At 54.4% G+C, this 25443-nt stretch carries 26 protein-coding genes; 8 read left to right on the top strand and 18 right to left on the bottom strand.

Going from position 1 to position 25443, the window contains the following annotated elements; all coding sequences use genetic code 11:
• Nucleotides 1-3 precede the first annotated feature (3 nt).
• The 3 genes from K7B04_RS17565 (at nt 4) to uca (ending at nt 5118) form a co-directional block, all read left to right on the top strand.
• The gene (locus tag K7B04_RS17565) at nt 4-720 is read left to right on the top strand and encodes an urea amidolyase associated protein UAAP1 (RefSeq protein ID WP_167575825.1); all 717 of its coding nucleotides are present in this window, start codon (nt 4-6) and stop codon (nt 718-720) included.
• 11 nt (nt 721-731) lie between these two features.
• Nucleotides 732-1364, top strand: a complete 633-nt coding sequence (locus K7B04_RS17560; protein ID WP_223802630.1) for an urea amidolyase associated protein UAAP2 — start codon at nt 732-734, stop codon at nt 1362-1364.
• A 151-nt stretch (nt 1365-1515) separates the two neighbouring features.
• Nucleotides 1516-5118: an urea carboxylase gene (gene uca, locus K7B04_RS17555; protein WP_223802629.1), complete on the top strand. Its 3603-nt coding sequence runs from the start codon at nt 1516-1518 to the stop codon at nt 5116-5118.
• 97 nt (nt 5119-5215) lie between these two features.
• Here the strand turns inward: uca and K7B04_RS17550 are convergent, their stop codons facing one another.
• Genes K7B04_RS17550 through galB form a run of 4 tightly spaced genes read right to left on the bottom strand, consistent with a single transcriptional unit; the run spans nt 5216 to nt 8626 of the window.
• Nucleotides 5216-6091: an NAD(P)-dependent oxidoreductase gene (locus K7B04_RS17550; protein WP_223802628.1), complete on the bottom strand. Its 876-nt coding sequence runs from the start codon at nt 6089-6091 to the stop codon at nt 5216-5218.
• Entirely contained in the window at nt 6091-7173 is a 1083-nt protein-coding gene (locus K7B04_RS17545; protein WP_223802627.1) for a 4-oxalomesaconate tautomerase, read from the bottom strand. The genes K7B04_RS17550 and K7B04_RS17545 overlap by 1 nt, the downstream gene beginning before the upstream one ends.
• Nucleotides 7174-7175: 2 nt before the next feature.
• On the bottom strand, nt 7176-7889 hold the full coding sequence (locus K7B04_RS17540; protein WP_223802626.1) for a 4-carboxy-4-hydroxy-2-oxoadipate aldolase/oxaloacetate decarboxylase: 714 nt from the start codon (nt 7887-7889) through the stop codon (nt 7176-7178).
• Complete coding sequence (galB, locus tag K7B04_RS17535) at nt 7886-8626, bottom strand: 4-oxalmesaconate hydratase (RefSeq protein WP_223802625.1); 741 nt, start codon at nt 8624-8626, stop codon at nt 7886-7888. Before galB ends, K7B04_RS17540 begins: the two co-directional genes overlap by 4 nt.
• Before the next feature lie 128 nt (nt 8627-8754).
• On the opposite strand from galB, the gene K7B04_RS17530 reads away from it, so the two are divergent.
• Nucleotides 8755-9981 (top strand): LysR substrate-binding domain-containing protein, encoded by a 1227-nt coding sequence (locus K7B04_RS17530; protein ID WP_223802624.1) that lies wholly within the window; start codon nt 8755-8757, stop codon nt 9979-9981.
• On the opposite strand, the gene K7B04_RS17525 is transcribed toward K7B04_RS17530, so the two are convergent.
• From K7B04_RS17525 to K7B04_RS17505, 5 genes are all read right to left on the bottom strand, one after another.
• The gene (locus K7B04_RS17525; RefSeq protein ID WP_223802623.1) at nt 9978-11240 is read right to left on the bottom strand and encodes a gallate dioxygenase; all 1263 of its coding nucleotides are present in this window, start codon (nt 11238-11240) and stop codon (nt 9978-9980) included. The genes K7B04_RS17530 and K7B04_RS17525 overlap by 4 nt on opposite strands.
• 13 nt (nt 11241-11253) lie before the next feature.
• Nucleotides 11254-12624, bottom strand: a complete 1371-nt coding sequence (locus K7B04_RS17520) for an aromatic acid/H+ symport family MFS transporter (protein ID WP_223802622.1) — start codon at nt 12622-12624, stop codon at nt 11254-11256.
• Nucleotides 12625-13127: 503 nt separating this feature from the next.
• Nucleotides 13128-13838 carry a winged helix-turn-helix domain-containing protein gene (locus K7B04_RS17515; RefSeq protein ID WP_223802621.1) on the bottom strand — a complete coding sequence of 237 codons (711 nt, stop codon included), beginning with the start codon at nt 13836-13838 and terminating at the stop codon, nt 13128-13130.
• On the bottom strand, nt 13835-14227 hold the full coding sequence (locus tag K7B04_RS17510) for an amino acid-binding protein (protein WP_223802620.1): 393 nt from the start codon (nt 14225-14227) through the stop codon (nt 13835-13837). The genes K7B04_RS17515 and K7B04_RS17510 overlap by 4 nt, the downstream gene beginning before the upstream one ends.
• Complete coding sequence (locus K7B04_RS17505; protein ID WP_223802619.1) at nt 14220-14546, bottom strand: antibiotic biosynthesis monooxygenase; 327 nt, start codon at nt 14544-14546, stop codon at nt 14220-14222. Before K7B04_RS17505 ends, K7B04_RS17510 begins: the two co-directional genes overlap by 8 nt.
• A gap of 160 nt (nt 14547-14706) precedes the next feature.
• On the opposite strand from K7B04_RS17505, the gene K7B04_RS17500 reads away from it, so the two are divergent.
• Complete coding sequence (locus tag K7B04_RS17500; RefSeq protein WP_163445610.1) at nt 14707-15291, top strand: GDP-mannose pyrophosphatase; 585 nt, start codon at nt 14707-14709, stop codon at nt 15289-15291.
• 4 nt (nt 15292-15295) lie between these two features.
• On the opposite strand, the gene K7B04_RS17495 is transcribed toward K7B04_RS17500, so the two are convergent.
• Nucleotides 15296-16186 (bottom strand): LysR family transcriptional regulator, encoded by an 891-nt coding sequence (locus K7B04_RS17495; RefSeq protein ID WP_223804187.1) that lies wholly within the window; start codon nt 16184-16186, stop codon nt 15296-15298.
• 149 nt (nt 16187-16335) lie between these two features.
• Here K7B04_RS17495 and K7B04_RS17490 point away from each other — a divergent pair, with 149 nt between their 5' ends.
• Entirely contained in the window at nt 16336-17313 is a 978-nt protein-coding gene (locus K7B04_RS17490) for a nitronate monooxygenase (RefSeq protein ID WP_167575835.1), read from the top strand.
• 32 nt (nt 17314-17345) lie between these two features.
• On the opposite strand, the gene K7B04_RS17485 is transcribed toward K7B04_RS17490, so the two are convergent.
• Both K7B04_RS17485 and K7B04_RS17480 read right to left on the bottom strand, forming a co-directional pair.
• Nucleotides 17346-17726 carry a tautomerase family protein gene (locus K7B04_RS17485; RefSeq protein WP_163445606.1) on the bottom strand — a complete coding sequence of 127 codons (381 nt, stop codon included), beginning with the start codon at nt 17724-17726 and terminating at the stop codon, nt 17346-17348.
• The gene (locus tag K7B04_RS17480; protein ID WP_223804186.1) at nt 17717-18040 is read right to left on the bottom strand and encodes a carboxymuconolactone decarboxylase family protein; all 324 of its coding nucleotides are present in this window, start codon (nt 18038-18040) and stop codon (nt 17717-17719) included. The genes K7B04_RS17485 and K7B04_RS17480 overlap by 10 nt, the downstream gene beginning before the upstream one ends.
• Before the next feature lie 96 nt (nt 18041-18136).
• Between K7B04_RS17480 and K7B04_RS17475 the strand changes: the two genes are divergently transcribed.
• A complete protein-coding gene (locus K7B04_RS17475) occupies nt 18137-19021 on the top strand; it encodes a LysR substrate-binding domain-containing protein (RefSeq protein WP_163445602.1) in 885 nt (294 codons plus the stop codon).
• 19 nt (nt 19022-19040) lie between these two features.
• On the opposite strand, the gene K7B04_RS17470 is transcribed toward K7B04_RS17475, so the two are convergent.
• From K7B04_RS17470 to K7B04_RS17450, 5 genes are all read right to left on the bottom strand, one after another.
• Nucleotides 19041-20111, bottom strand: a complete 1071-nt coding sequence (locus K7B04_RS17470; protein ID WP_163445600.1) for a protein-tyrosine phosphatase family protein — start codon at nt 20109-20111, stop codon at nt 19041-19043.
• A gap of 373 nt (nt 20112-20484) precedes the next feature.
• On the bottom strand, nt 20485-20799 hold the full coding sequence (locus K7B04_RS17465) for a non-heme iron oxygenase ferredoxin subunit (RefSeq protein ID WP_163445599.1): 315 nt from the start codon (nt 20797-20799) through the stop codon (nt 20485-20487).
• A 10-nt stretch (nt 20800-20809) separates the two neighbouring features.
• A complete protein-coding gene (locus K7B04_RS17460; protein WP_223802618.1) occupies nt 20810-21286 on the bottom strand; it encodes an aromatic-ring-hydroxylating dioxygenase subunit beta in 477 nt (158 codons plus the stop codon).
• A gap of 1 nt (nt 21287) precedes the next feature.
• Complete coding sequence (locus K7B04_RS17455) at nt 21288-22547, bottom strand: aromatic ring-hydroxylating dioxygenase subunit alpha (protein WP_223802617.1); 1260 nt, start codon at nt 22545-22547, stop codon at nt 21288-21290.
• 33 nt (nt 22548-22580) lie between these two features.
• Nucleotides 22581-23558, bottom strand: coding sequence for a 2Fe-2S iron-sulfur cluster-binding protein (locus tag K7B04_RS17450; protein WP_163445594.1), 978 nt, complete (start codon nt 23556-23558; stop codon nt 22581-22583).
• A 115-nt stretch (nt 23559-23673) separates the two neighbouring features.
• Here K7B04_RS17450 and K7B04_RS17445 point away from each other — a divergent pair, with 115 nt between their 5' ends.
• On the top strand, nt 23674-24579 hold the full coding sequence (locus K7B04_RS17445) for a LysR family transcriptional regulator (protein WP_163445592.1): 906 nt from the start codon (nt 23674-23676) through the stop codon (nt 24577-24579).
• Here K7B04_RS17445 and K7B04_RS17440 read toward each other — a convergent pair.
• Nucleotides 24569-25375: a helix-turn-helix transcriptional regulator gene (locus tag K7B04_RS17440; protein WP_223802616.1), complete on the bottom strand. Its 807-nt coding sequence runs from the start codon at nt 25373-25375 to the stop codon at nt 24569-24571. The two genes, K7B04_RS17445 and K7B04_RS17440, sit on opposite strands and share 11 nt — an antisense overlap.
• Nucleotides 25376-25443 lie beyond the last annotated feature (68 nt).

Below are 25443 nucleotides of genomic sequence, written 5' to 3'. Positions count from 1 at the left end.
CATATGAAGACCGAAACATTCCTGCGTGAAGAGATCTTGCCGGGCGGCGGGCACCTTTCGTTTGTCCTCAAACGCGGGCAGATCCTGCGCATGACGGATATCGACGGCGGGGCAAACGTCAGCCTGCTGATGCTTAACCCGCACCACAAAAGCGAGCGTCTGAACCTCCCCGATACGCTGAAAGGTCAGCATACGGCGCGGCTCACCGCCGGGCACTGTTTTTACTCCGATATGGGCCGCGTACTGGCAGGCATTATTGCCGATACCAGCGGCTGGCACGATCCGTTTGGCGGCGTATTGAACGCGCAGGAAGTGGCGGAAAAATACGGGCAGGGGCGCTATCAGGAACGGCGGAACGGTTTCTACCGTAACGGTACCGACAACCTGCTGGTCGAGATGGGAAAGTGGGATCTTAACCTTGAAGATCTGCTGATGGTGGTCAATTTCTTCAGCAAGGTCACGGTGGATGACAACGGACAGTTCAGCTTCCACAGCGGGCATTCGCAGCCGGGGAGTTACATCGAACTGTTCGCGCCCATGGACACGCTGGTTGTGATGACCGCATTGCAGCATCCGATGGACCCATCCCGTGAGTATGCGCCACGCCCGGTGCAGCTGAGCTGGAGGCAGGCTGAGGATCAAGACGCCGCCATTAACGCATTGCGGACACGGCCGGAAAACGAACGCGCCCTTATCAACACTCAACTTTTTGCCCTGTAAGGAGCCATAAGATGACCGTAGCCAGCGAGAAACAAGCCCAGCACGCCAGCTTTCGCCACGTAATCCCGGCAGGTGAACCCTACCTGTTTGAAGTGAAGAAGGGGCAAACTTTGCGCCTGCTCGACCTCGAAGGGAATCAAGCGGTAGACACGCTGTTTTATAACGCGGATAAACCGCGCGAACGCTACGACGCCCAGCGCACGCTGCGTCGTCAGAACAACGCGTATCTGACCAGCGGCAGCGTGCTGTATTCGAACCTCGGTAACCCGCTGCTGACCATTGTCGCCGATACCTGTGGGCGCCACGATACCCTCGGCGGCGCCTGCGCACAGGAGAGCAATACCGTTCGTTATGCCCTCGACAAACGGCATATGCATAGCTGTCGGGATAATTTTCTCTGCGCCTGCCTGCATGATGGCCGGCTGCAAAAGCGCGACATCGGCGCGAACATCAACTTCTTCATGAACGTGCCGGTGACGCCGCAGGGCGGACTGACCTTTGAGGACGGCATCTCTGCGCCGGGTAAGTATGTAGAGCTACGCGCCGAGTGTAACGTCATCGTGCTCATTTCTAACTGTCCGCAGTTGAATAATCCCTGCAACGGCTGGAATCCAACGCCTGCTGAGGTGCTGATATGGAAATAACACCAAACCGCTGGCAACGCCTGCGTCGGGCGATTTACCGCCTGTTTGAAGTCCGTGCCGGACGCCTCCTGCCATGAACGCTTTTTCCCCATGGACGACCATGGGTGAGCCAATATTCGGCGGGACGACCCGCCATGATTGAGTCTGACCTATGCTGACGACACTCCTGATTGCAAACCGCGGGGCGATTGCCTGCCGCATTTTACGTACCCTGCACGCAATGAACCTGCGCGGCGTGGCGGTCTATTCTGAGGCTGACATCAGCAGCCTGCATATTCGCGAAGCCGATGAAGCCCTGAGTCTGGGCGAAGGCCCGGCGGCCAATACCTATCTGGTGACGGAAAAAATCATTGCGGCCGCGCAAGCCAGCGGCGCACAAGCCATTCATCCAGGTTATGGTTTTCTGTCTGAAAACGCCGCTTTTGCGGAAGCCTGCGAAGCCGCAGGTATTGCCTTTGTTGGCCCGACACCGGAACAGCTGCGCCTGTTTGGCCTGAAACATACGGCCCGGGCGCTGGCTAAATCCCATGGCGTACCGATGCTGGAAGGCACTGAACTTCTGGCCGATGTGACTGAAGCGCTGCAGGCCGCTGATCGCGTTGGTTACCCGGTAATGCTGAAAAGCACCGCGGGCGGCGGCGGTATCGGGATGCGCGTCTGCTATACCCCAGAAGAACTCAACGACGCGTTCGATGCCGTGGTACGCCTGGGGAAAAACAACTTCAGCGATGCGGGGGTATTTATTGAGAAATACATCGAGCGGGCGCGGCATCTTGAAGTACAGCTATTTGGCGATGGCAGAGGCGAGGTGATTTCCCTCGGCGTGCGCGACTGCTCAATACAGCGCCGTAATCAGAAAGTGCTGGAAGAAACCCCTGCGCCGAATCTGCCTGAAGGCATGGAAAATGCCTTGTGTGAGGCGGCGATCAGGCTGGGTAAAGCGGTCAACTATCGCAGCGCGGGCACCGTCGAGTTTGTCTACGACAGTCACGCTGAACGGTTTTATTTCCTGGAGGTGAATACCCGTCTGCAGGTTGAGCACGGCGTGACCGAGCAGGTGTGGGGCGTGGACCTGGTGCGCTGGATGATTGAGCTGGCAGCAGGAACCTTACCGCCGCTGGCGGCGCTGCGAGAAAACCTCAAGCCTGATGGCCATGCGATTCAGGCACGCGTTTATGCCGAAGATCCGGGTCGTCAGTTCCAGCCGTCTCCGGGGCTGCTCACCGAAGTCGTCTTCCCGGCAAATGACCGCCGGATGCTACGTATCGACAGTTGGGTGGAATCCGGCTGCGAGGTCCCCCCGTTTTTTGATCCGATGCTGGCGAAAATCATCGCCTGGCAGCCGACGCGCGAACAGGCGATTCGCACACTACATACAGCTCTCGGCGAAACGCGCCTTTATGGCGTAGAAACCAACCGTAGCTATCTGCAGCAGATTTTAACCTTTGCCCCGTTTGCGAGCGGTGAACCCTGGACTCGCTGCCTGGAAGGGCTGAAATACGAGGCGTTCACGCTGGAAGTTCTCAACGCCGGAACACAAACCACGGTGCAGGATTACCCCGGAAGAACCGGGTACTGGGCGGTAGGCGTTCCACCATCCGGCCCAATGGACAGTCGGGCGCTGCGTCTGGGTAACCGGCTGTTGGGCAATGATGCCAACGCCGCCGCGCTGGAAATTACGCTCAGTGGCCCGACGCTCAAATTTAACTGTGACGCGCAACTGGTGGTCACCGGGGCAGAGATTGCGCTCACGTTGGATGGCGAACCGCTGGAGAATAATCGTATTGTCACCGTGCAGGCGGGCATGACGCTACGAATGGGCGACATCCGCAACCAGGGCGTGCGCAGCTATCTGTGCCTGCGTGGCGGCTTCAACGTGCCGGATTATCTGGGCAGTAAAAGTACCTTCACATTGGGGCAATTTGGCGGCCATGCCGGACGAGCGCTGCGAACTGGCGACGTGCTGCATCTGGCGCCTTTATCAGAGCGCGTTCAGGAAAGCGAACTGCCGCAAGCGCTGCGGACCACGCTGGGAACGGTGCGCGAGCTGCGTGTTGTCTATGGCCCGCACGGCGCGCCGGAGTATTTCACGCCTGATTATATAGAGACTTTTTTTGCCACCGAATGGGAAGTCCATTTTAACTCCAGCCGGACGGGCGTACGCCTGATCGGGCCGAAACCGGAGTGGGTACGTGAGAGCGGCGGTGAAGCCGGTCTGCATCCGTCAAACATTCATGATAACCCGTACGCCATTGGCGCGGTGGATTTTACCGGTGACATGCCGGTGATCCTCGGCCCGGATGGCCCGAGCCTGGGCGGATTTGTTTGCCCTGTCACGATTATCGAGGCCGATTTACCGGCGGTCGGGCAGGTGAAAGCCGGTGATAAAATCCGCTTTGTTCCTGTCGATATCGCGACTGCGCGCCGTCTGGCACAGGCTCAGGAAACCGAGATTGCCAGCCTGACGCCACAGCACCCTGTCTGGCAACCCGCGACTTTGGCCTCGCCAGCGGTGCTCAGTCTTGGTGCCGCCGATAAGCGACTGGTGGCAAGGCTCTCTGGCGATACCCATCTGTTGCTGGAGATTGGCGAACCAGAGCTGGATCTGGTTCTGCGTTTTCGCGGTCATGCGTTGATGCAAGCGCTGGAGGAAAAAGCGCTGAGTGGGATCATCGACCTCACGCCGGGGATCCGCTCGTTGCAAATTCACTACCAGCCGGAAACGCTAAGTCTGGCAACGCTTCTGGAGATAGTCTCCGGAGTATGGAATGGCGTGTGCGAGCAGGATTCGCTGGCAGTGCCGTCGCGCATCGTCTGGCTGCCGCTCTCCTGGGACGATCCGGCGTGCCAGAAGGCTATCGACAAATACATGACCACCGTGCGCCGCGATGCGCCCTGGTGTCCGAGTAATCTTGAGTTTATCCGTCGCATTAACGATCTGGCGAACGTCGATGAAGTGTATAAAACGGTGTTCGACGCCAGCTATCTGGTGATGGGGCTGGGAGATGTCTATCTCGGTGCGCCGGTCGCGACACCGCTTGATCCGCGCCATCGACTGGTCACCACCAAGTACAATCCGGCGCGCACCTGGACGGCGGAAAACTCGGTGGGCATTGGCGGGGCATATCTCTGCGTTTATGGCATGGAGGGGCCGGGCGGGTATCAGTTCGTTGGCCGTACGCTGCAAATGTGGAATCGCTATCACGCGGTTGACGATTTTGGCGGTAAACCGTGGCTGCTGCGCTTCTTCGACCAGATTCGTTTCTACCCGGTTTCTGCCGACGAGTTATTGACGATCCGCCGTGATTTCCCGCTGGGGCGTTATCCGCTGCGTATTGAACATACCACGCTGAACCTGCCCGACTACCAGCAGTTCCTGGCGGATGAAGCCACGGAAATTGAGGCTTTCCGTGCCCATCAGCAGGGGGCGTTTGATGCAGAGCGCGAGCGCTGGATTGCCAACGGTCAGGCACATTTTGATAGTAGCGATACGCTGGTCGAAGAGGGCGAAGATGCACCGTTAAGGGCCGGTCAGGCAAGCATCGACAGTCCGGTATCTGGCAACCTGTGGCAGGTGAACGTTGAAATCGGCAACACCGTACGCGAAGGCGACGTTCTGGTGATCCTCGAGTCGATGAAGATGGAAATTCCGTTAGTGGCCTCGCAGGATGGTGTGGTCAGCCAGGTGCGAGTTCAACCGGGTTCATCGGTGAGAGCGGGTCAGTGCGTGGTGGTGTTGGAAACTGCGGTCTGATGTATTGCATGCTCTGACGACTGAGGAGCAGAGAGTCGGTTCAGTCGTCAGGGCTTCACGGTATTTTGTCTACTTTCCTGACATGTTGTTCGCTGCGTTAAATGTGTTCTTTAAGCAACGCTGTCAGCGCTTTCCAGTTAAACGGCTCAAGCTGCGCATAGGTAATTCCTAGCGCGGCCATACGTTCTGGCAGGTGGCGTTGGGCTATCGCCGTCGCCTGGCTCATCACGCTCTCTCCCGCGGCATCGCGAAGGGTTTTGACCACTTCTTCCATCTCTTCGCTGCGTCGGATGCCATGCTCGGCAACGCGGCTTATCAGGTAGCCGGGGAAGGCATCATTCCAGCCCAATGAGGGGAAGCTGGCGTGGAGTGATGCCAGCACCGCTTCCTCAACGCCGTACTGGTGGGCGGCGAACAGGCATTCGGCGGTAAGCGCCTCCAGTCCTTTGATCATGACGCTGCGGCACATCTTGATTGCCGAGACGCTGCCAATGCCGTTCCCGCCGTAGCGGGCATGACATCCGAGCGCAGTCAGTAATTCGGTGATGGCTTGCGCCTGTGGGCCCCCGATCAACAAAGGCGTTCTGAGTGCTGCGGGGGGAACAGGCGCCATCACCGCGACATCGACGTAAGTGCCGGGCTTAAAGCATTCGGCAGCCTGCCGCTTGGTCTGCGGGGCGACGGAGTTAAGGTCAAGAAAATACTGCTTATCCGTCATCAGCAGGGCTGCTTGTGATGCGACATCCAGCGCGGATCCTGCGGTGACGGTGGAAAAGATGAGCTCGGCGCCTGTCAACGCGTCGGCCAGAGAGATAGCTGCCCGCACGCCTCCCTGGCGCGCCTTCATTATCATCGCATCGCGTTCTGGACCATTAAACTTGCAATCCCAGACGGTGACCGGGTTCTCTTTTGCCAGTGCATCTGCAAGAATGCCTCCTGCTTCACCATAGCCTATAAATGTTATTGTCGTCATTACAGCTCCTCACGCGGCCATACACTGGCCGGAATACAAACGTCGCCGGTGAACAGCAGTCGCGCCGTGCGCAGCAGGCCGCAGCCAGTCAGTTGGCCGTTATCGGCGAGCTGAAGCGCCACGCTGAATTCACCAGTTGGGTGCTCAACGCTCAGTTCTGGCATACGCTCAAGACTCGCCAACTCTTGCGCCACTGAACCTTCAATAAGACAGGCGCTGGCGACGCTCACCGCGCCGAAAACGCCAATCGAGGTATGGCAGCGGTGCGGAATAAAGGTACGACTGCTGATGGCTCCCCCGGCACGCGGCCTGGCAATGAGCGCCATTTTGGGAACCGTACGTTGCGACACATCACCCAGATTCATGCGCGGTCCGGCCTGCAGGCGAATAGACTCCAGCCGCTGCTTCAGCTCATCGTCGGCGTCGAGCTGTTCACGGGTCTCATAACCCGTGCGCCCGAGGTCGCTGGCGCGGACAAGTATCACCGGCATACCATTATCGATACAGGTGACATCGATGTCGTCGAAGCGATCGCGAGCCCGTCCGGTCGGGAGCAGCGCCCCGCAGCTTGATCCCGCCACGTCGAGAAAATTGAGCACAATTTTACTGGCCGTACCGGGTACGCCATCAATGCGGGTGTCGCCCGCATACTCCACGCCTTCGTTGTCACAGGGCACTTCTGCAACCGCAAGCTGGCCGGTGTTCTCCATATAGATGCGCACCCGGGTCAGGGGGGCGACGCAGTCCACCAGGCCGCGTTCAATGGCAAAAGGTCCAACAGCAGCAAGAATGTTGCCGCAGTTTTGACCGTAATCGACCACGGCACGATCGACGTTGACCTGGGCAAAAAGATAATCGACATCGGCATCTGGCCGCGCCGAGCGGCGAATAATCGCCACCTTACTGGTCAACGGGTCGGCGCCGCCAATACCATCGATTTGACGTGTATCAGGGGAACCCATCGCCGCTAGCAGCACCGCGTCGCGCATTGAGGGTCCTACCGGTAAATCATCCGCGAGAAAGCAGGCCGCCTTCGAGGTGCCTCCGCGCATCAGTAGGCAGGGAATTCTGCGTTGTGCCATGTTTAACTCTCCACGTCTTCGGCGCTATCGTAATAACGCAGCCCTTTCTCGGCGAGGCGCGGGCGCATTGCGTAGATATCCAGCCCCAGTTCGCCGCTCCCCATCCGCTCTCGTTTCGCTGCTTCGTTTGCTATTCGGGTTTCGGCTTTTACCAGCACTTCGCGGGCAAGCCCGTGCGGAATGACCACCACGCCGTCGTCGTCGGCGACAATCACATCCCCCGGCGTTACCAGCTGGCCTGCACAGATAATCGGGACGTTAACCGAGCCCAGCGTCTCTTTCACCGTACCCTGGGCGTAAACCTGCCGGGACCAGACGGCAAAGCCCATCTCGCGGAGGGTATGCGAATCACGGATGCCGATATCACCCACCAGACCCACGACGCCGCGCGACTGTAACGACGTGGCCAGCAGGTCGCCAAAAAAACCATCCCCGCAGGGCGAAGTAGGGGCTACCACGAGGATATCGCCCGGCCGGCACTGCTCGACGGCAACGTGGAACATCCAGTTGTCGCCGGGCGTGACCAGCACGGTGACCGCATTTCCGGCACGGCATATGCCCTGTTGTATTGGCCTGATGTACGGGGCCATAAGCCCCTGTCGGTCATAAGCTTCGTGAAGCGTAGCTACCCCCGCCGCGCTGAACTGACGCAGGGCGGTGTTGTCGTGGCGGGGAAGGGAGCGGATGACAATGCCTTTACGGTTAAGCAGGTTCATGCAAGGTTCTCCGTCACACGAGGGAAGATGCTCTGGAAAGCTTCGGCATGCACGATGTCACGTGCCGCGGTGATGCCGATATTACGTTTAGCCTGCACGCCCCGCTGGAGCGCCACGCGAGTATAGTATTCCCACAGGTGTTCCTGGCCCTGCATGCACTGGATTGCCTGATACTTTTTGTCCCAGACGCGGGTGATATCCAGCAGAACGTCCGGCTTCCAACTGCACTGCTCAGGCTGATGCGGCTCAAAGCAATAGACTGGCGGCGCCTGTACGACAGGTTCACCAGGACGGTATCCTTCGGCCTGGGCGATAATGCGGGCTTCCTGTGCCAGGTTCGACGCCATCGGATGATCGTAGTTATAGGGATCCTGCATGGAGTGGGTCAGAACAAAGTGCGGCTGCACCCGACGATAAACATCCGCCAGGCGGAACAGTGTCTCTTTGTCGGCACGCAGCGGATAGTCACCAATATCAAAAAACTCCACGCTGGCCCCGAGAATGTTGGCAGCAGCCTGCGCTTCTTCCCGACGATGATGTTTTACCGTTTCTTCAGTCATATTGCCTTTGCGCCACAGTTTAGCGGACTCCCCGCGCTCGCCGAACGACAGGCAGACGATATGCACCTGATAGCCCTGCTCGACGTGCAGGGCTATCGCGCCGCCTGCACGCCAGACGAAATCAGCGGAGTGGGCGCTAACGACAAGGGCACTTTTTTCACGAATCGGTTGGGACATGATGACTTCCTCTGTTGTTTTTTGTCAGCTTGTCATGCTCCGTCGCAGGAAGGTAATTCGTTAACTTGTGAACGCTATGATTTTTATTTATGTTGTTATTAAGTTCATTGAGTGGCGCTGGGCCGATCATGCAGAGAAAAATACGAAGTAAATCGATAAATATTATGCAGCTACGCTTTTTCTGTCAGGTAGCGTTAAGGGGCAGTGTTTCCCGTGCCGCCGATGATTTATTCCGTACACAGTCTGCCATTACACGTGCAATACGCGACCTGGAAGCCTCACTGAACGTCATTCTTTTCGAGCGTCACTACAGCGGTATGGTGCTTACGGAGTACGGGAAATGCATATTACCGCGCGCCAGGCGGGCGGTAGAGGATTTACAGGCAGTTCCGGCCCTGATGCAAAAATTGAGGGTGCGCACCAGCGCGTCTAAGGCGCTGCCGGATGCAGGCTGGCTCTTTCATACCCGTCGACTGGAAATTTTTATTCAACTGTATCATGTCAATCATACCCAGACCGTCGCGACGCAGCTCGGGGTGACGCAGCCGGCCATCAGCGCAGCGCTTAAAATTCTGGAGAAAGGGGCCGATGCGCCGCTGTTTCGCCGTACTCCGGAAGGGGTTCGTCCGACAGCGGCGGCAGACGTACTTTATCCTCACATCAGTCGGGCGCTGAACGAACTGGATAATATCTGGAGCGATCTCGCCGCCCGGCGTGGCGTGCTGCAGGGAAGCGTGCGTATCGGTGCGCTGCCGCTTAGCCGGACACAACTGCTACCCGGCGCGATCGCCAGTTTCCTGGCGTGCCATCCCAACATCACAATAATGACCAACGAGAGCCCGTATGAGTCTCTGGTGTCGGACATGCGTGCGGGCAATATTGATTTTATTATTGGCGCCCTGCGCCAGGATGAGGATCTCCCCGACCTGGCAAGCGAGGCGCTCTTTGAAGAAGATATGCTGATTCTGGCGCGCAATGACCATCCATTGCTGCACGATCCTGATCCCCGGAGCAAGCTGGGGCAGGCGCAGTGGGTGCTGCCTCGCTCAAACGCTCCGGCGCGGCATCTGCTGGACAATGCGTTTCTCATCTCAGGGCTGCCTCTACCACAGCCCTGTGTTGAAACCGGTGATGCGGCAATGGTGCGTGGCCTGCTGCTTCACTCCGATATGTTGGCTGCGGTCTCTACAAGCCAAATGCGCTATGAAATTGACAACGGGCTGCTCACCGTTTTGCCTGTCCGCCTGCCCGATACTACACGCCGTATCGGGCTGACCTTCCGGGAAGGGAGCCTACCGTCACCCGCTACACAAGCCTTGCTCACTTTTATTCATAACCACGTGGCGAAAGGTTAACGGCTGCCAGCGACAGAATAGGTGACCTGCTGGTTTCGCGTCTTCTGAAATTCCTCCAGCGTTTGACCGCGCATGGCGGCGTAAATATGCAGATTCGATACGCCGACCACTGCGCCCATTTTCTCCAGCAGGAAAAAACTCGCGCCGTACTGGATCAAACCACGCCAGTCGCGTTCGGTCAGCAGACGTTGTTCCTCCTCGCTCAGCCCGGCCACCTCATACAGTGCCTGCGGCGCACTCAGGAAACGCTGGCGCCAGGTGGGCTGCGTCAGCTTATGCAGGAAGTTGTTCAGCCGCAGGCCGTTCAGACTGCGCTCATGCGTAAAAGGATACGTTCCCGGCAGGTTATCAACACCAGCCAGTTGCAGCGCCATATGCTGGCGGTGGCGGGCCAGGGTGTCCACCGGCGGCGTGCGGGCGTTATTTTCCAGAATCAGCGTGGCAATGCCGGTCATTGAGGGCAGGTAGTAATCACGCCAGGTCTCAGTGACATTGGCCGAAAGGGCGCCACGCATCACCAGCCACATAATAACCTCTGAGCCTTCCATACCGCCCAGCGTCGCATATTCACTGATGGTCATTTCGGTGAGTTTTTCCGGGTCGTTAACGAGCATGTCGACGAACTGCGCGTCCCAGTCGGTATTGTTGAATCCGCAGCGTTCCCCGTGAACCTGGTGCGACAGCCCGCCGGTGGCGACAATCGCCACGTCAATATCCTCCGGATAGCTTTCGATGGCACGACGTAATGCCTGGCCCAGCTTATAGCAACGTTTTGCGCTCGGCACAGGGAATTGCAGTACGCCGATTTGCAGCGGGATCACGCGGGTTGGCCATCCCTCTTCTTGCTGCCAGGGCAGAAGCGCCGACAGGGGGGAAAACAATCCGTGGTCCAGTTTTTTGTTCATAAAGAACGACATATCAAACTCGTCGGCCATCAAGCTTGCACCAATATGCCGCGAGAGTGCCGCATCGCCTTTTACCGGCGGCAGATTGCGCGGGCCGCCGCCTTCGTCCGCTACGCCATACTCTTTGTCAATTCCGAGGGTAAACGTGGAATAGTGGTCAAAGAAAAATGCGGTCACATGATCGTTAAAGATATAGACCAGCGCATCGGGCTTTTTCTCATCAAGCCAGCGCTGGAGGGGCTCGAAGCTTTGGAAAATAGGGGACCACGCCGGATCCTGCTGTTTGTGGTGATCAACCGCGAAACCAATCGTCGGTGTGTGTGAGACGGCAATACCGCCAAGTATTCGGGCCATAATGAAACTCCAGTTATCGGTTACGCAGGGTTTGCGCGAGTGCGCTTATTTCTGCCTCTGTTGCTCGAGGCTCTTTTCGGTTCATACGGTGCAACAAAATAGCAATGCCCGCCAGACATGCTGGCAAAGCGAGCACCAGGAAAATGGATGAGTGCCCCGGAACAGCCAGCATGATGACGCCGCCGAGCGTAGAGCTCAGAATCGCCCCCGTGCGGCCGATGCCGTGCATCCAGCTTACGCCCGTGGCGCGAATTTCCGTTTGGTAATAAGCGGGGGAATAAGCCTGAAGACCATTTTGCGCCCCATTAATGCACATCCCGCTGATGAAAATCAGCACCGCCAGCGCCGCTGAACCGAAATCCATCAGTCCTTGCGTTAACAGACACAGGCAACCAAGGAAATAGGTAAGGGCAATGACTTTTTTGGCGGCGGTGCGGTCCATCATATAGCCAACGATAATACCGCCGAGTGGACCACCAAGCTGGAACAAGCCGGTGATGATTGCAGCCTGCTGCAGTGAGAGCCCGCCGGAACGCAGAATAGTAGGTAGCCAGCCATTAAGCAGGTAAATGACAAACAGTCCCATAAAATAGGTCAGCCATAATGCCACTGTCCCTCTGGCGTATCCGTGACGAAACAGTTGAATCACCTTACTGCTGCGCGATATCTGCGGGGTATTCAATGTGAAGATATTATTTTTATTGAAGTTTCCACCCAGACGATTCAGCACGTTAGCAATTTTTTCTGTTGGCACTCGGCGGGCAACCATGCTCATAGCCGACTCTGGCAGCAGGGCGATCATAATGGGCAGCAGAACCAGCGGTAGCACACCTCCGAAAATCAGGGCCGAGTGCCAGCTGTAGTGTGAAAGCAGAGCAGCGGCAATAAATCCACCCAGTCCGGAGCCGACATTAAATCCACTGTACATCAGGGTGATCATTAAGCCTTTACGGCGTTCAGGCATGTACTCCGCAACGAGCGTGACGCAGTTTGGCATGACAGCCCCTAAACCTAACCCGGTGAGAAAGCGCATCAGCGCCATTTGTAGCGGACTCTGCGCGGCTGCAGCAGCCAGGCTGAAAAGGGCGAACAAAGCAACTGACCAGAGCAGGATCCGCTTGCGGCCATAACGATCCGACAACGGCCCAGCGACCAAAGCACCGATAGCGACGCCGAACATGGCAGCGCCCAGTATCGGGCCTAGCTGAGCGCGACTGATGCCCCAGTCTTCAATTAACGCAGGAGCAATAAAGCCCATAACTGCGGCGTCATAACCATCAAGCATAATGATAAGAAAGCAAAGGAGCAGGACATGCCATTGAAAACGTGATATTGGCCGGGCATCGATCCACGCCTTTACATCAACGATGTTTGTTTGATTCATAGAGTGACTTCCTTAAGCAGGCGGTATGAATGTTCTGTTTGTGTTATGTGATGAACGTTCGCATACAACTTAAGGCAGGCGACGAATTGTGTCTGGTTCGAAAAACCAGCCACAGGTATGAGTTCTATTTATAATGTGATGGATCTGGCGAAAACCAGGGGGGGTGAGGAAAAGCAGAACAGAATGCGGGGACAGGTGGTTGGCTATAGTGATGAAAAACGACTGGCTGTAGATTATCTTTGATTTAACATAATATACATTATGCGCACTAACATAAAGTCAGGCAGAATCCAGCATTTTGTGGTTATGATTATCTTGCTCACTGCGCCGCTCAAATCCTCGCCATACTGCGTTGACCATCACCAAATCTGAAGCCGCAATTGCCTCGTTACCCCCTGATGTATAAATTAACGATATGTCCGCATTGTAATGCGAATATTCATCGGCGATGTCCGTATTTAAAGTCCAAACATAGCTTATTAATATTCGACAGCGCAATGGCGTTATTTCAGCTTCACATTAAAGAAATGGAACAGTGCCTGTTCTCCGGGGCTAGTAAAACGCACCTCCCGATAACCCGGTACACGTTCAATCCAGCCATTTTGTTCGAAGGCCTTCAGCATCGCTGCCCCGGCGTTACCCCCAAGATGCATCCGTCGTTCGCTCCAGTCCAGACAGCCACAGGCTTCTTTTCGTTTGGAACGAGGCGCCAGCACCGCGCCTATCTTGGCAAATCGAGTGATTCCGGTCGCGGATAATGACTCCTTTTCGGGGATAAACCAGCCCGCTTCCGTCATAAACGCATACAGCTCGACCGCGATTTCTCCCGCCAAATGATCGTAGCATGTCCGCGCTTTACGCAGATGAACAGGAGCACTGGTTTTGACCTGCGGCGTCCTTTCCATCGACACGCCCATCAACGTTTCCAGCAGCGAGGCGATTCCTCGCCCTGCTAACCGGTAATAACGATGTCGCCCCTGAGACAGGCAACTAATTAGCTGACCGCTCAATAGCTTATTCAGATGTGCGCTGGCGGTTGATGGCGCAATATCCGCCACCGCGCTCAGCTCCGTTGCTGTCCACGCCCGCCCATCCATCAAAGCGCAAAGCATGCTAACCCGTGAGGGATCCGCGATGGCGGCTGCCACCTCCGCCATCGCATGTTGCAGAACTTCGCCATCATCGAGTTCCTGCTTTGCTTCAAGCAACTTCATGACAAATTCACACTCCAGGGTTTTGTGATACTGTCTGCCAGTTGGTTATTATCGGTCAGTAGAATCAAGTGGTTATCATGGTCGCTGTACTGTACGAGGATGTTAATACCCTGCTCAGCTAACACGCTAGCGATTTCACCTAATTCACCGGGTCGTTCTTGTTTGAGTTGACGAATCAATGGCTCGGTAACGCTAACAACCTGAATCCCGGCATCGCACAGAACCTGTTGCGCCCGTTCGCCCTCTGAGACCAGAAAATGAGCATGCGCTACCTTGCCTGCGGTAAAAACACCGCCGCCTTCCAGGCCTATACCGTTCTGCCCCAGAGTAGTACCTAATTTTGCCAGTTCTCCCGGGCAAGCACGCAAAATAACATGAATATCATACATGATGCGCGTGCCCTCGTTGATCGGATGAGTATTCCCGAATGACCTGTGCGACACGAATACGATAGTCACTGAAGAGGGTCTGCTTTCCTTCTTGTTGCGCGGCTGCATGTAATGCATTTTGCTTCCATTCCCGTACAGACTCTTCATCTTCCCACCAGGATAACGACAAAATTTTGCCTTCTGTCGATAAACTTTGAAATCGCTCGAGGGCAATAAATCCCGGGGTCTTTTCCAGTTCTGACCGCAGTTCGGCGGCCAGCGCCAGGTATCGGCTCTGGTGGGCGGCTACGGCTTGTGCTTCAAACAGTACGGCAATCATCACAACCTCCTACATATATTGAGGTGGCCACTGTAGCGTTTGAAAACGTTGAATACTTCGATAGCCAACGAAATGTGTCCGCCGTGTTGAATGCATGAATTATCTTGATAATGCACGAATGTGCCGTATATGATGGTTTTTCAACAATGGAGAAACCCCTGTGCACGAAAAAAACGCAAAAATACGCATTATCAAGACAGACACCCTCTCAGATGACTGGTATGTGCTAAAAAAATATACTTTTGAGCTACAGCGGCAGAACGGCGAATGGCAGCGGCAAAGCCGTGAAGTCTATGACCGTGGTAACGGCGCGACAATTCTGCTTTACAACCGCGAACGTCGGACGGTGATTCTCACCCGCCAGTTCCGTTTTCCAACCTACATGAACGGCTATCCAGGGTATTTAATCGAGACGGCAGCGGGATTGCTGGACAATATGGATGCGGAAAGCCGTATTAAGGCGGAAGCCGAAGAAGAAACCGGTTTTCGCCTTGCCAACGTGCAGAAGGTTTTAGAGGCCTTTATGAGCCCGGGCTCCGTGACTGAAAAGCTGCATTTTTTTATTGCGGAGTATACCGCTCGGGATAAAGTGAGCACCGGCGGCGGCCTGGCAGCGGAGGGCGAAGATATTGAAGTACTGGAGATGGCCTTTGACGAAGCATTGGCCGCCATTGATAGCGGCGCGATTGTTGATGGCAAAACGATTATGCTGCTCTATTACGTGGCGCACAAAGGCATTCTCTAAGCCATTAACGCAGGCAGCCCAGCAACCCTTCCAGCCATTGGGCAAACACCCTCACCTTATGTGATAAATGGCGATGAGGGTAAAGCAGCGACAGTTTGCGCGACGGGCACGGGAAGCCCGGCAGCACCTCCACCAATTGGCCGCTGTCGATATACGGCTGTAAGAAGAAATTCATCCCCTGAAGCAGGCCAAGCCCGGCGAGGCCTGCAGCAATATACACTTCTGAGTTATCGAGGATCAGCTTGCCCGGCAAGGTGATCTCTTCGATACCAGCGGGTGTCACAAAGTGCCAGGGAATGACTTCGCGGTCGTTGCTGATAATCCAGTTCACGGCATGATGATGCTGAAGATCGGCAAGGGTTTCTGGCGTGCCATATTGCGCGAGGTAGTGTGGGCTGGCGCAGGTCATTCTTTTCACGGTTCCCAATGGGCGAGCCACATAGTCTCCGTCGTCTAGCTCTCCTACACGTAGCACACAGTCAAGACCGTCACGCAGCATGTCACGACGCACGTCGCTACTGCTCAGGATAATCTCGAGATCCGGGTGAGCTTGATAGAACTCCTGCAGTTTAGGTACGACGACCAGGCGAGCAAAGGCAATGGGCATATCAACGCGTAGCTGACCATGTAGCGGCCGGTCCGGTGAAAAGGATTCCAGTAAATCATCGGCCTGGGACAGCAGTGGCTTACTGCGCCGATAAAACTCTTCGCCTTCCGGCGTCAGATAGATGCGGCGCGTGGTACGTTGCAGCAGCCGCACCCCGCTATGTTGTTCCAGCTGTTGTACCGCTCTGGTCACAGCGGGACGATGAATTTGCAGGTTTTCCGCGGCCTGAGTGAAACTGCCGGTATCGATGATTTCGATAAATATTTTAATATTTTCAAATAGATTCATCTGCATAGTACACGCCCCTTTTCTGTCATCGCCCCATTGTTACTAATTTCATAATAGTGATGAACATTTTTCACTATTTTTCTGAATAATAAACCACTCTACACTGCCCTTATTCCAGCGAATTCGCGCTGTAACAAGGAAATAACATCATGAAAAATAACCGTATATGTCAGATTTTAGGTATCGAAAAGCCGGTCATTCAGGGGCCTCTTTCCTGGTTGACCGATGCGCGTCTGGTCGCTGCTGTCAGTAATGCCGGGGGCCTTGGTGTGCTGGGGCCAAATGCCGGGTTGACCGCTGAGACCGCCGTCTCAACGCCGGAAGAAACCGCAGAGAAAATGCGCGAAGAGATTCGCAAAACCAAAAAACTGACCGAAAAACCGTTCGCCGTAAACCTGATCCCCTCAGCGGAGAATGATATCTGGACACCGGGAATCCTACAGGTGATCAAAGAAGAAGCGGTAAAAGCCGTGGTTTATACTGGCTACAGCGACGGTGCGATTATTCCTGAATTGTTTGATGAGCTGAAAGCGGCCGGTATCGTCATTATCTATCGCGACATTAACCCGACGCCCGCCAACAGCCGCGCAGCGGAGCATGCCGGCGCCGATATGATTGTCGCCACCGGTTTTGATGAAGGTGGCACTCTGCCAGGTACCGCGCTGGGGACGTTCTCTATTGTCCCGTTGATTGTCGATGCCGTGGAAAACGTTCCGGTTCTTGCCGCCGGCGGTATCGTTGATAAGCGTACGGCCAAAGCCGCCTATGCGCTGGGCGCTGAAGGGATATTCGCGGGTTCCGTGTTCATCAGCACCGTGGAAAACCGTGTGCCGCAGTCAGTTAAAGAGAAAATTGTCGCGGCGAACGGCCTTGATTTACGTTTGTTCCGCACCCTGCCCGACTACTATCGCTCGCTGCCTGGGAAGTTGGCAGAGAAACTGGTCGCACTCGATAAAGCAGGCGCCAGTAAAGAAGAGTTAGCCAGCGTGATGGGCGGCCTGCGTGGGTTACGCCTTGGCATGCTGGAAGGCAACACCGATGAAGGCTATATCTCACTGGGTACCGGTATTGGCGGTATCAAGCAGATTCTCAGCGTCGCTGAAGTGGTCGAACAATTATCGGCATAACATAACAAGGGCAGCCTGCGCTGCCCTTTGAGTTAGGGACAAAACATTTCACCGCGGCTAAAACTCCAGTCCTCAGCCTGGTTGAACTGGATAATTATCATCACATCATCCGGTGAGATAGCCAGTTCACGTTCAAGACGTTCGTTCAGCATGCGATAAAAACTTTGCTTTTGTTCCCGCGTTCGCGGTCGGCCTGCGGTGATCTGTATCAGGACAAATCCTTCACTACGGCCACCGCTAAGGTAGTGAGTATTGAATATGCGCTGATTGGCCGGCAATTTATCGATCAACTGAAAACAGTCTTCAACGGGAACAGCAAAGCTATCGACCAGGCTTTGATGAAGAATCGTCGACACCATTGCTATCTGTGTATCGCTATAGATATCACCCAGCGTTATGCGCGTTAAGGGCATGATCGTTCCTCCTTTTCACTGATGCAGCCCAGCGCCGTGACGGCTGCGGGCCAGCCGATATAAAAAGCCAGATGCGTAAAGGCCTCTATGATCTCTTCCTGCTGCAGACCGTTTTGACGTGCAAAGTCCAGGTGCCAGGGTATCTGTTGTGTGCGCCCCATCGCCGCTAGCGCGGACAGGGTTATCAGGCTACGGTCGCGTGGAGAGAGGTCTTCCCTCTGCCAGATATCATTGAAAAGGAGTTGGCTGCTCACTTCGGCAAGTTTTGGGGCTATTTTTGCCAGGGTATGACGATCCAGTGATGACGACATAATGGTTCTCCGTATTGACAGTCCCCTCATACTGGCGCAACAGTAGTGTCCTGAATATCGAATAGTTCAGGACCAACCGTCCTGATAAAAAGGATGAATATGCAAAAGAGGCTTCCTGCACTGGATCTGGACGCGTTACGTAGTTTTATAACCGGTATTGAGTGCGGTAGTTTCGCCCAGGCGGCCACGCAGCTTTGCCGGTCAACATCTGCAGTCAGCGCTCAGCTCAAAAAGCTCGAGCACCAGTGCGGTACCGCGCTGGTGATGAAAAAAGGTCGTCACCTCCAGCTCACTTCTCAGGGAGAAATATTGCTGGCTTACGGACGTCGCCTGTTGGCCTTGAGCGATGAAGCACAACAAGCCATCAAAGGTGCCCAGTTACAAGGCGAAATACGTATTGGCATGCAGGAGGACTTTGGCGAGTCGTTGATGCCTGGCATTCTGGGACAATTTCATTATCAACATCCTGACGTCAGGATCATGGCGAAAGTTGACCGTAATGACCCCTTACAGCAGGCTCTTGCTGAACAGGCTCTGGATATGGCCCTGTTCTGGCAGCCGGACCTCAGCGCAAGCGATGGCAAACTGTTAGACGTACGGCCGCTGGAGTGGATTGGCTCAGAAAATGGGGTTCTTGATCAATTACTTGCCGACGGAGAGCCCATTCCCCTGGTGATGTTTGAACACCCCTGCCTGATGCGCGCTCGTGCCACGGCAGCCCTGGATAACGCGGGAATTCCCTGGCGTGTGGTATTCGTTAGCCATAGTCTGGGCGGTATTTGGGCCGCGGTTCAGGCGGGCTTGGGGCTTACCGTCCGTACGCGGGTCGGCATGCCAGCGAATCTAAGAACGGTAAACGCCCGACTGCCTTCGCCGGGCGTTATGGGAATCACGTTAAAACATAATCCCGCCAGTTTATCGACACAACACCCGGCACATTTGCTACTGGAGCAACTGATTGTCCAGGCGCTAGCGGCTGCTTAACGCTAATCCTATGAAGCGCTTACGGCTGCCCTGTCCTTAACATCTCATTAAATTCGCATAGCGTTTGGTATTGTTCCAAAGTTTGCACCATCTTTCCAGAGCCCGTTTTCCGCATATTCAGAACAATATTTTCAACGCTATGTTGATTGGCTTTATCAGCTAATGCCATTGCCCCGATTAACGTACCGGTGCGGCCAACCCCGGCATTGCAATGAATCAGTGGCATTTCACTAAGATTATTATTTTCCGCGCATTTATCGCTTATTTTATTCTTGACATAACGAGTCAATTCATTTAATTCCATCACGTTAATTGAGGTTTTGTCGGGCCAATTTGTAACATGGGTAACTGAATGCGTACTTTCCTTCTGCCCATCATTAATCTTCATTTTATAATGATTTAATATTAAACTTCCAATTTGCGTGTTTACTTTCACTCTTGTATTTTTGTTAATTTTTGGCGCGATGGCAACCTGTATGCCATCATAATTCCCACTTTCACAAAAATACATAGGAAGTCCTTTATCGGCAATATCATTTGATGAGGATAACACAACGACCACTGCTGGCTTTTGCTCCAGCAACATCCGGCAATGCTCGGCCATATGATCAGCTTTGGGATACTGGCAGCGCATTGCAATTTCTTGACCGTTAATCGAAATCTTATTTGCTGGCATAGCCGTGCCGTTTGATGTTCGAATCTGTGAACATACAGCTGTACCTATATCGTTGTAACGCTGAAGATTCGGAACGGTGATATACTGAAAAGACTGCGTAAGCTCATTTATTTTATTATACTCGGCCTCCACATTATTATTTTGAGCATAATCTTTGGCGGGCAGCGCTGGAAATAAAGCATTCGTACGGGAAAGAAGATGTGCATACTTCTCTGAGCGCAGCATTTTCATACCATTATAAATAACTGGTTTATCTTTCCCCAAGTTTTCAGGGCTATTTTTCACCTCAAGTAATCTTTTGGCAAAGCAAATGTTGTTAGGGGTCTTATTCTTTTCAGCCAAACTAACTGCGGCCACAGTGCTCTTGAATAGATGAGCTTTAATGTAAAGTATGGGGGGATTCATTTTAATCATGTTATTACCATTTTTCACGCGTTGAGCTAATGCTCTGATTAAGAGGTGTGCTAGCGTTTTCCAATGCTGTAATTAACTTAGAGCCTATCTCAATCTGATGAGTCTCGATTATAGTTCTGCGTTGTGTTGCTGGCATGGTCAAACATCCTTTTCCGGGAAAAGGAATATCTTAAGTTCCCCTTCTTTGAAAAAGATATCATTTAACGATTATTCAGCCATGAGTTAATTGATTAGCGTGAGTACCTGTGCGGCAAGAGAAAAAGCAAGAAGAGAGTCTGCAACAGACATTTTCGTTCTCCGAAAGCGAGGAGACTATTTCGGAATTTACTTTTTGGCAACATTTTTGGCCCGGCGAGTACCGGGCCAATGGGTATCAGGAAAACTTGAGATACACCTTTTCTTCCTCAACCTGCACCGGGTAAATCGTCACCCCCTCGGTCAATGGGCTACACATCGCTTTTCCGGTTTTGATGCAAAAACGTCCCTGATGCAACGGGCACTCAATTTCACCGTCTTCCAGAAAACCATCGCTCAGGCGAGCATTGCCGTGTGAGCAACGGTTATCGCTGGCGAAAATGCCTTCATCGGTGCGATACAGCGCAATATCGCGGCCATTAACCTCCACGCCAATCACATCATCTTCTGGCAGTTCGGCCAGCGAGGCGGCTAAGATCCAGCTATCAGACATCGTTATCCCCTTAAATTGGATAGATCAGCGAGTTGGGCACCAGTTCGCTATCAAAAATACACAGACGGCTGGCAAATCGTAGCCCTTCCGCGGTTTGGACCACCGTGTCGAGGTAGTAGCCGACATTAAACACTTCGCTATGCCCATCTGATTTGGTGCGAAAAACCGCATAGTGAGTACGCGCGGTAATGCCCTTCTCGTCCATCGCCAGAATATGCGGCAGCCCCACGACGTGACGTTGGTAGTACGGATCGTGGAACAGCGTCTCGGCGATACCATAGATGCGATCCTTCAGCATCCCTTTGCTTTCTAGGTTGATGGTCGCTAGCGGCAGTTGGCGATCGTAATTCTCGCGTGGAATCACCTTGTAGCAACAGTCGTCGGTAAACAGTTCTGTCCATCTCGCCCATTCTGCGCGGTCGACAATGTCGCTGTACGCCGTTTGCAGCGCGACCAACTGCTGCCAGATTTCAGGGTTAATCATCATGTTAAATCTCCAGTACGCCGCGCCAGTAGTGATACATCCCACGAATTAAACTTTCCGAAACCATATGATCGGTATTTTCGTAGCCGGTGCCGTTCATTTCTGCGAGCGTGCGACGATGGTCATTGTGATGGAAGCCTTGCTGCGAGAACTCCACCACTTCGCCATCATCCGCAGACACAAAACCCGCTGGGCCGAACAGATTGGCTTGTTTAAGGCGACGTTGCGTCATTTCGTCGTCGTCATCAGCAAAGCCAAAATGGGTCCAGACGAAATCGAATTCGTTTGGCCCTCGCGGTTGGATATGGCGCACCGACATGGAGTTGACGTTCTGCTGGACCACCAGACTCGGAAACAGCGTCATCATCACCACCGTCGGGCCATTCCACCAGGGCTCCTCTACTACGTCGAGGAAACTGGCGTCGTTAAGTTGCATCTGCTCTTTAAAGCTGCTCACGCCTTGAGTGACCGCACTTTTACCGCCGTTGCCTTTACGGCTGATCATCGCCGCGTGGCGGTATTGATCATCCATAATCAACTGGGAGCGATTATCGGCGCGCCATAGTCCAAAAGTAACAAACCAGGTGTGTAGCAGGCCTGCGTGGTACGGATCTTTAATGTTCTCCTGCATCAGCTTCCAGTTACCAGGAATACGCTGACGGTTATAACCCAGTAACTTCAACTGACGACCACTGAAGACACGTTCAAAATAGGCCAGAATTTCCGGGCCCAGATACTGCTCAAGCGGCTCGACATCGTACGAAAATGAGGCGAATACCACGCCGTTATGGCAGGCGACGTTGAGTTTTTTCAGCCCGTGTTCCGCGGGGTTAAAATCTTTAGGCATCCCGCCGTTCACTTTACCATCCTGCTTGACGCCGCGGCGGAATGGCACGCCCTGCAGGTTACCGTCGAGGTCGTAATTCCATTGATGATAGGGACAGACAAAATCCGTGCGGTTACCGGATTTTTCCCGACAGAAGCGCATTCCACGGTGAGCGCAGACATTTTCCACCACGTTGATCTCGCCCTGCGGGTTGCGTACGGCAATCACCGAGCGTTCGCCCACCACGCTGCGGACAAAATCGCCCGGTTCCGGGATCTCCGCTTCCAGCGCCACGTAGCACCAGTGTTTGCCGTAGAAAATTTTCTCCAGTTCGTGCTGGTAGATATCGTCGCGGGTATAGGCCCAGTAAGGAATGCGGCTGGTGCCGTCGTCAGGCCAGAGTAAATTGCTATTGGGTGCAGAGGTGAAGCTCATCATGACTCCTTTTCGTTATCTATCCGGGAAACGACATTACGGTTGGTAATAAAACGCGTCGGCATGAATATCGTCAGCCCGCGCGCCCAGGGCGCGAGCCTGAAGGCTCATGGCTTCGACCATTGCCGGTGGTCCGGCGGGGTAAACTTTCCAGCCGGTTAAGGCGGGCAGATCCAGGGCGACAGCTGCGGGCAGTCGGCCTGTGCGGTACGCTGCGGATGGGGTTTCCTGACTCAGAACGAGGTGGTAACGGAAATTGCGATAGGTTTGGGCGAGCGACTCCAACTGATCCACACCGTAGAGATCGCTAGCCCATCGGCAGCCGTAGTAAAGATGAATGGGGTTAGCCATCCCGGCTGCCAGCGCCGCACGAATAATAGAGAGTTGCGGCGCCAGGCCAGTGCCGCCGGCGACGCACAGCATTGGGCCGTCATGTTTTTGTCGCAGCCAGCTGCCGCCCATCGGACCGTTGAGTTTGATCATCGTCCCCGGTGTCAGGCTCTCGATCAGGCCCGGTGTGACACGGCCATCAGAAACAATGCGAATATGAAACTCCAGCTCATCGTCCTGCGGGAGCCCTGCCATTGAGTAGCTGCGCTGACCGCCGCCGGGAAACGTCAGTCTGACAAACTGTCCGGCTGACCAGGTAAAGGGTTTGGCGGGCTTCAGGCGAAGCTGCCATACGTCGTGGCACAGCGGTGAAAATGCCGTCACCGTGGTTTTTAACGTTCGCGCCGGATGCACCACGATCTCATCGGCGGGCGGCAGCTCAATGGTGCACGCCGAGTGCAGCGTGGTACAACAGGCCAGCACCTCACCCGCCGCCATTTCTGGCACATCATCCGGCAGAATTTGTTCGACGTTACCGCTAACCACCTTACAGCGACAGGTCTGACAGCGCCCCGCCATGCAGCTGTATGAGATAGGAATTTGTTGCTCGCGTAAGACGTCCAGCAGATTGCTGCCGGGGGTAACGGTGACCTGGCGGTTAACCGGAGTGAAATCCACTTGCATCACAGTTCCTTACCTTTAATGTTGTTATTTTGTTAACAAAGCGTATAAAAAAACGGAGCGGTGAGATATGCCGTACGGTTTATAGCGGTTATTAATCGGATTGATAACGATATCTATGTCACGTTTAAACGAAGTGGATCTCAATCTTCTGGTGGTCTTTCGCCATATGTACAGCGAGCGTCATACCGGGCGTGTTGCGGAAATTATGGGGCTCACGCAGCCTTCGGTAAGCCATGCGCTAAAGCGCCTGCGTATTATGCTGGGCGATGAATTATTTGAAAAAGCGTCGCGCGGGATGCGCCCGACGCCCTATGCCGAGGCGATAGCGGCAGATGTCGATGAGGTATTGAGCACACTAGAAAAAACGCTGAACTACCGTAATACGTTTAATCCCTGTGACAGTCAGCGAGAATTTCGCGTGGCGATGACCGACCTTGGTGAAATTTATCTGCTGCCGCGGCTGATGAATTTGCTCAGCAAAGAAGCGCCTGGGGTACGAATTACCACCGTGCGCGACACGGCGGTACCGTTAAAAATCGAGATGGAGAATGGCGGTGTCGATTTGGCCATTGGGCTGCTGCCGCAGCTGGAGGCGGGATTTTATCAGCGCCGCCTGTTCGACCAGCGCTATGTGTGCCTGATGCGCAAAGACCATCCTTTGAGTACCGTTCCCTTTGATGAAGAGGCCTTCCGGGCAGCTCAGCACATCAAAGTGATGGCCCAGGATTCCGGGCATAAACGGATTTTTGAGCTATTTGCCAAAGCGGGCGTGACCGATCTCAGCCCGCTCTGCGTGCCGCATTTTATGGCAATCCCCTATATTCTCAGTGAGACCGACTTTATCGTCACCGTGACGGAGAAGCTGGCGCTGCAAACCGCGCAGCGCTTCGGGCTGATTATTCGTCCGTTGCCCTATGAGTTACCCCGTATTCAGATTAACCTGTTCTGGCACAGTCACGTCCATCAGGACGCCGCCAACACCTGGCTACGTCGTTGTTTTATGCGGTTATTTACCGAGTAACAGAATGCTGCGAATCACTCTCCGGGACCAGCATGATCATTTTTAACGCCCGGTTGCTTGCCAGTTGCCAACTCAGTTGCCGATAGGTGACGTCACCTTTTACCGCATGATGAAAAACGCGTTCGCCCCCTTCCCGTACAATGACCTGCTGTTGAGACCAGAACTCACGAAAATCGCGGCTGTTATCGATCATTTGCTGCACAAACGCGTTAAGCGTGCTGTCCTTCGGATAATGAATCGCATCTGAACGGAGTTCAGCGACGATACGCCGCGCCCGCGCTTCCCAGTTATCGACCAGCGTGCGCGCCAGTGGATGCTGGAACATAAAGGTCATCATATTGGGTGCAGGTTCGGTGCCCAGCCAGCCGCTAAACAGCGTCTCAGCGCCTTTATTCCACGCCAGCACCTGCCAGGTGAGATCCAGCAGATAGCAAGGTTCCGAGACGTGATGCACGGTAGACAGAATCGTCTGTTCTACCGCAGGTACCTGTTCGCTGAGTGGGTCGCTCTTATGCGCCAACAAAAAGAGATATTCACGCTCTGCGGGTTTGAGCTGCAGCGCAATGGCAATACCAGAGAGCGTTTGTGCGGAAACGGTGATATCACGCCCCTGCTCCAGCCAGGTATACCAGGTGGTACTGATACCGCTCATTTGTGCGACCTCTTCACGCCGTAGCCCCTTCGTTCTCCGGCGTGAAAGAACGGGAATGCCCAGCATTTCCGGCGAGGTGCTTTCGCGCTTCACCCGTAAAAATGTCCCTAACGCTTCTGGCCCTGTCAGCCCGGTTTTGTCCATGGTAGTAACTCGATATACCAGTATAAGTGCCAATATTGTACCCGTATTAATCCCGGCGTATAGTCCGT

This window comes from Kluyvera sp. CRP, from assembly GCF_019930565.1.
In the GTDB taxonomy this organism is placed as follows: domain Bacteria; phylum Pseudomonadota; class Gammaproteobacteria; order Enterobacterales; family Enterobacteriaceae; genus Kluyvera; species Kluyvera georgiana_A.
Note: the sequence above shows the minus strand (reverse complement) of the source record. Positions and strands in the feature narration are given on the sequence as shown.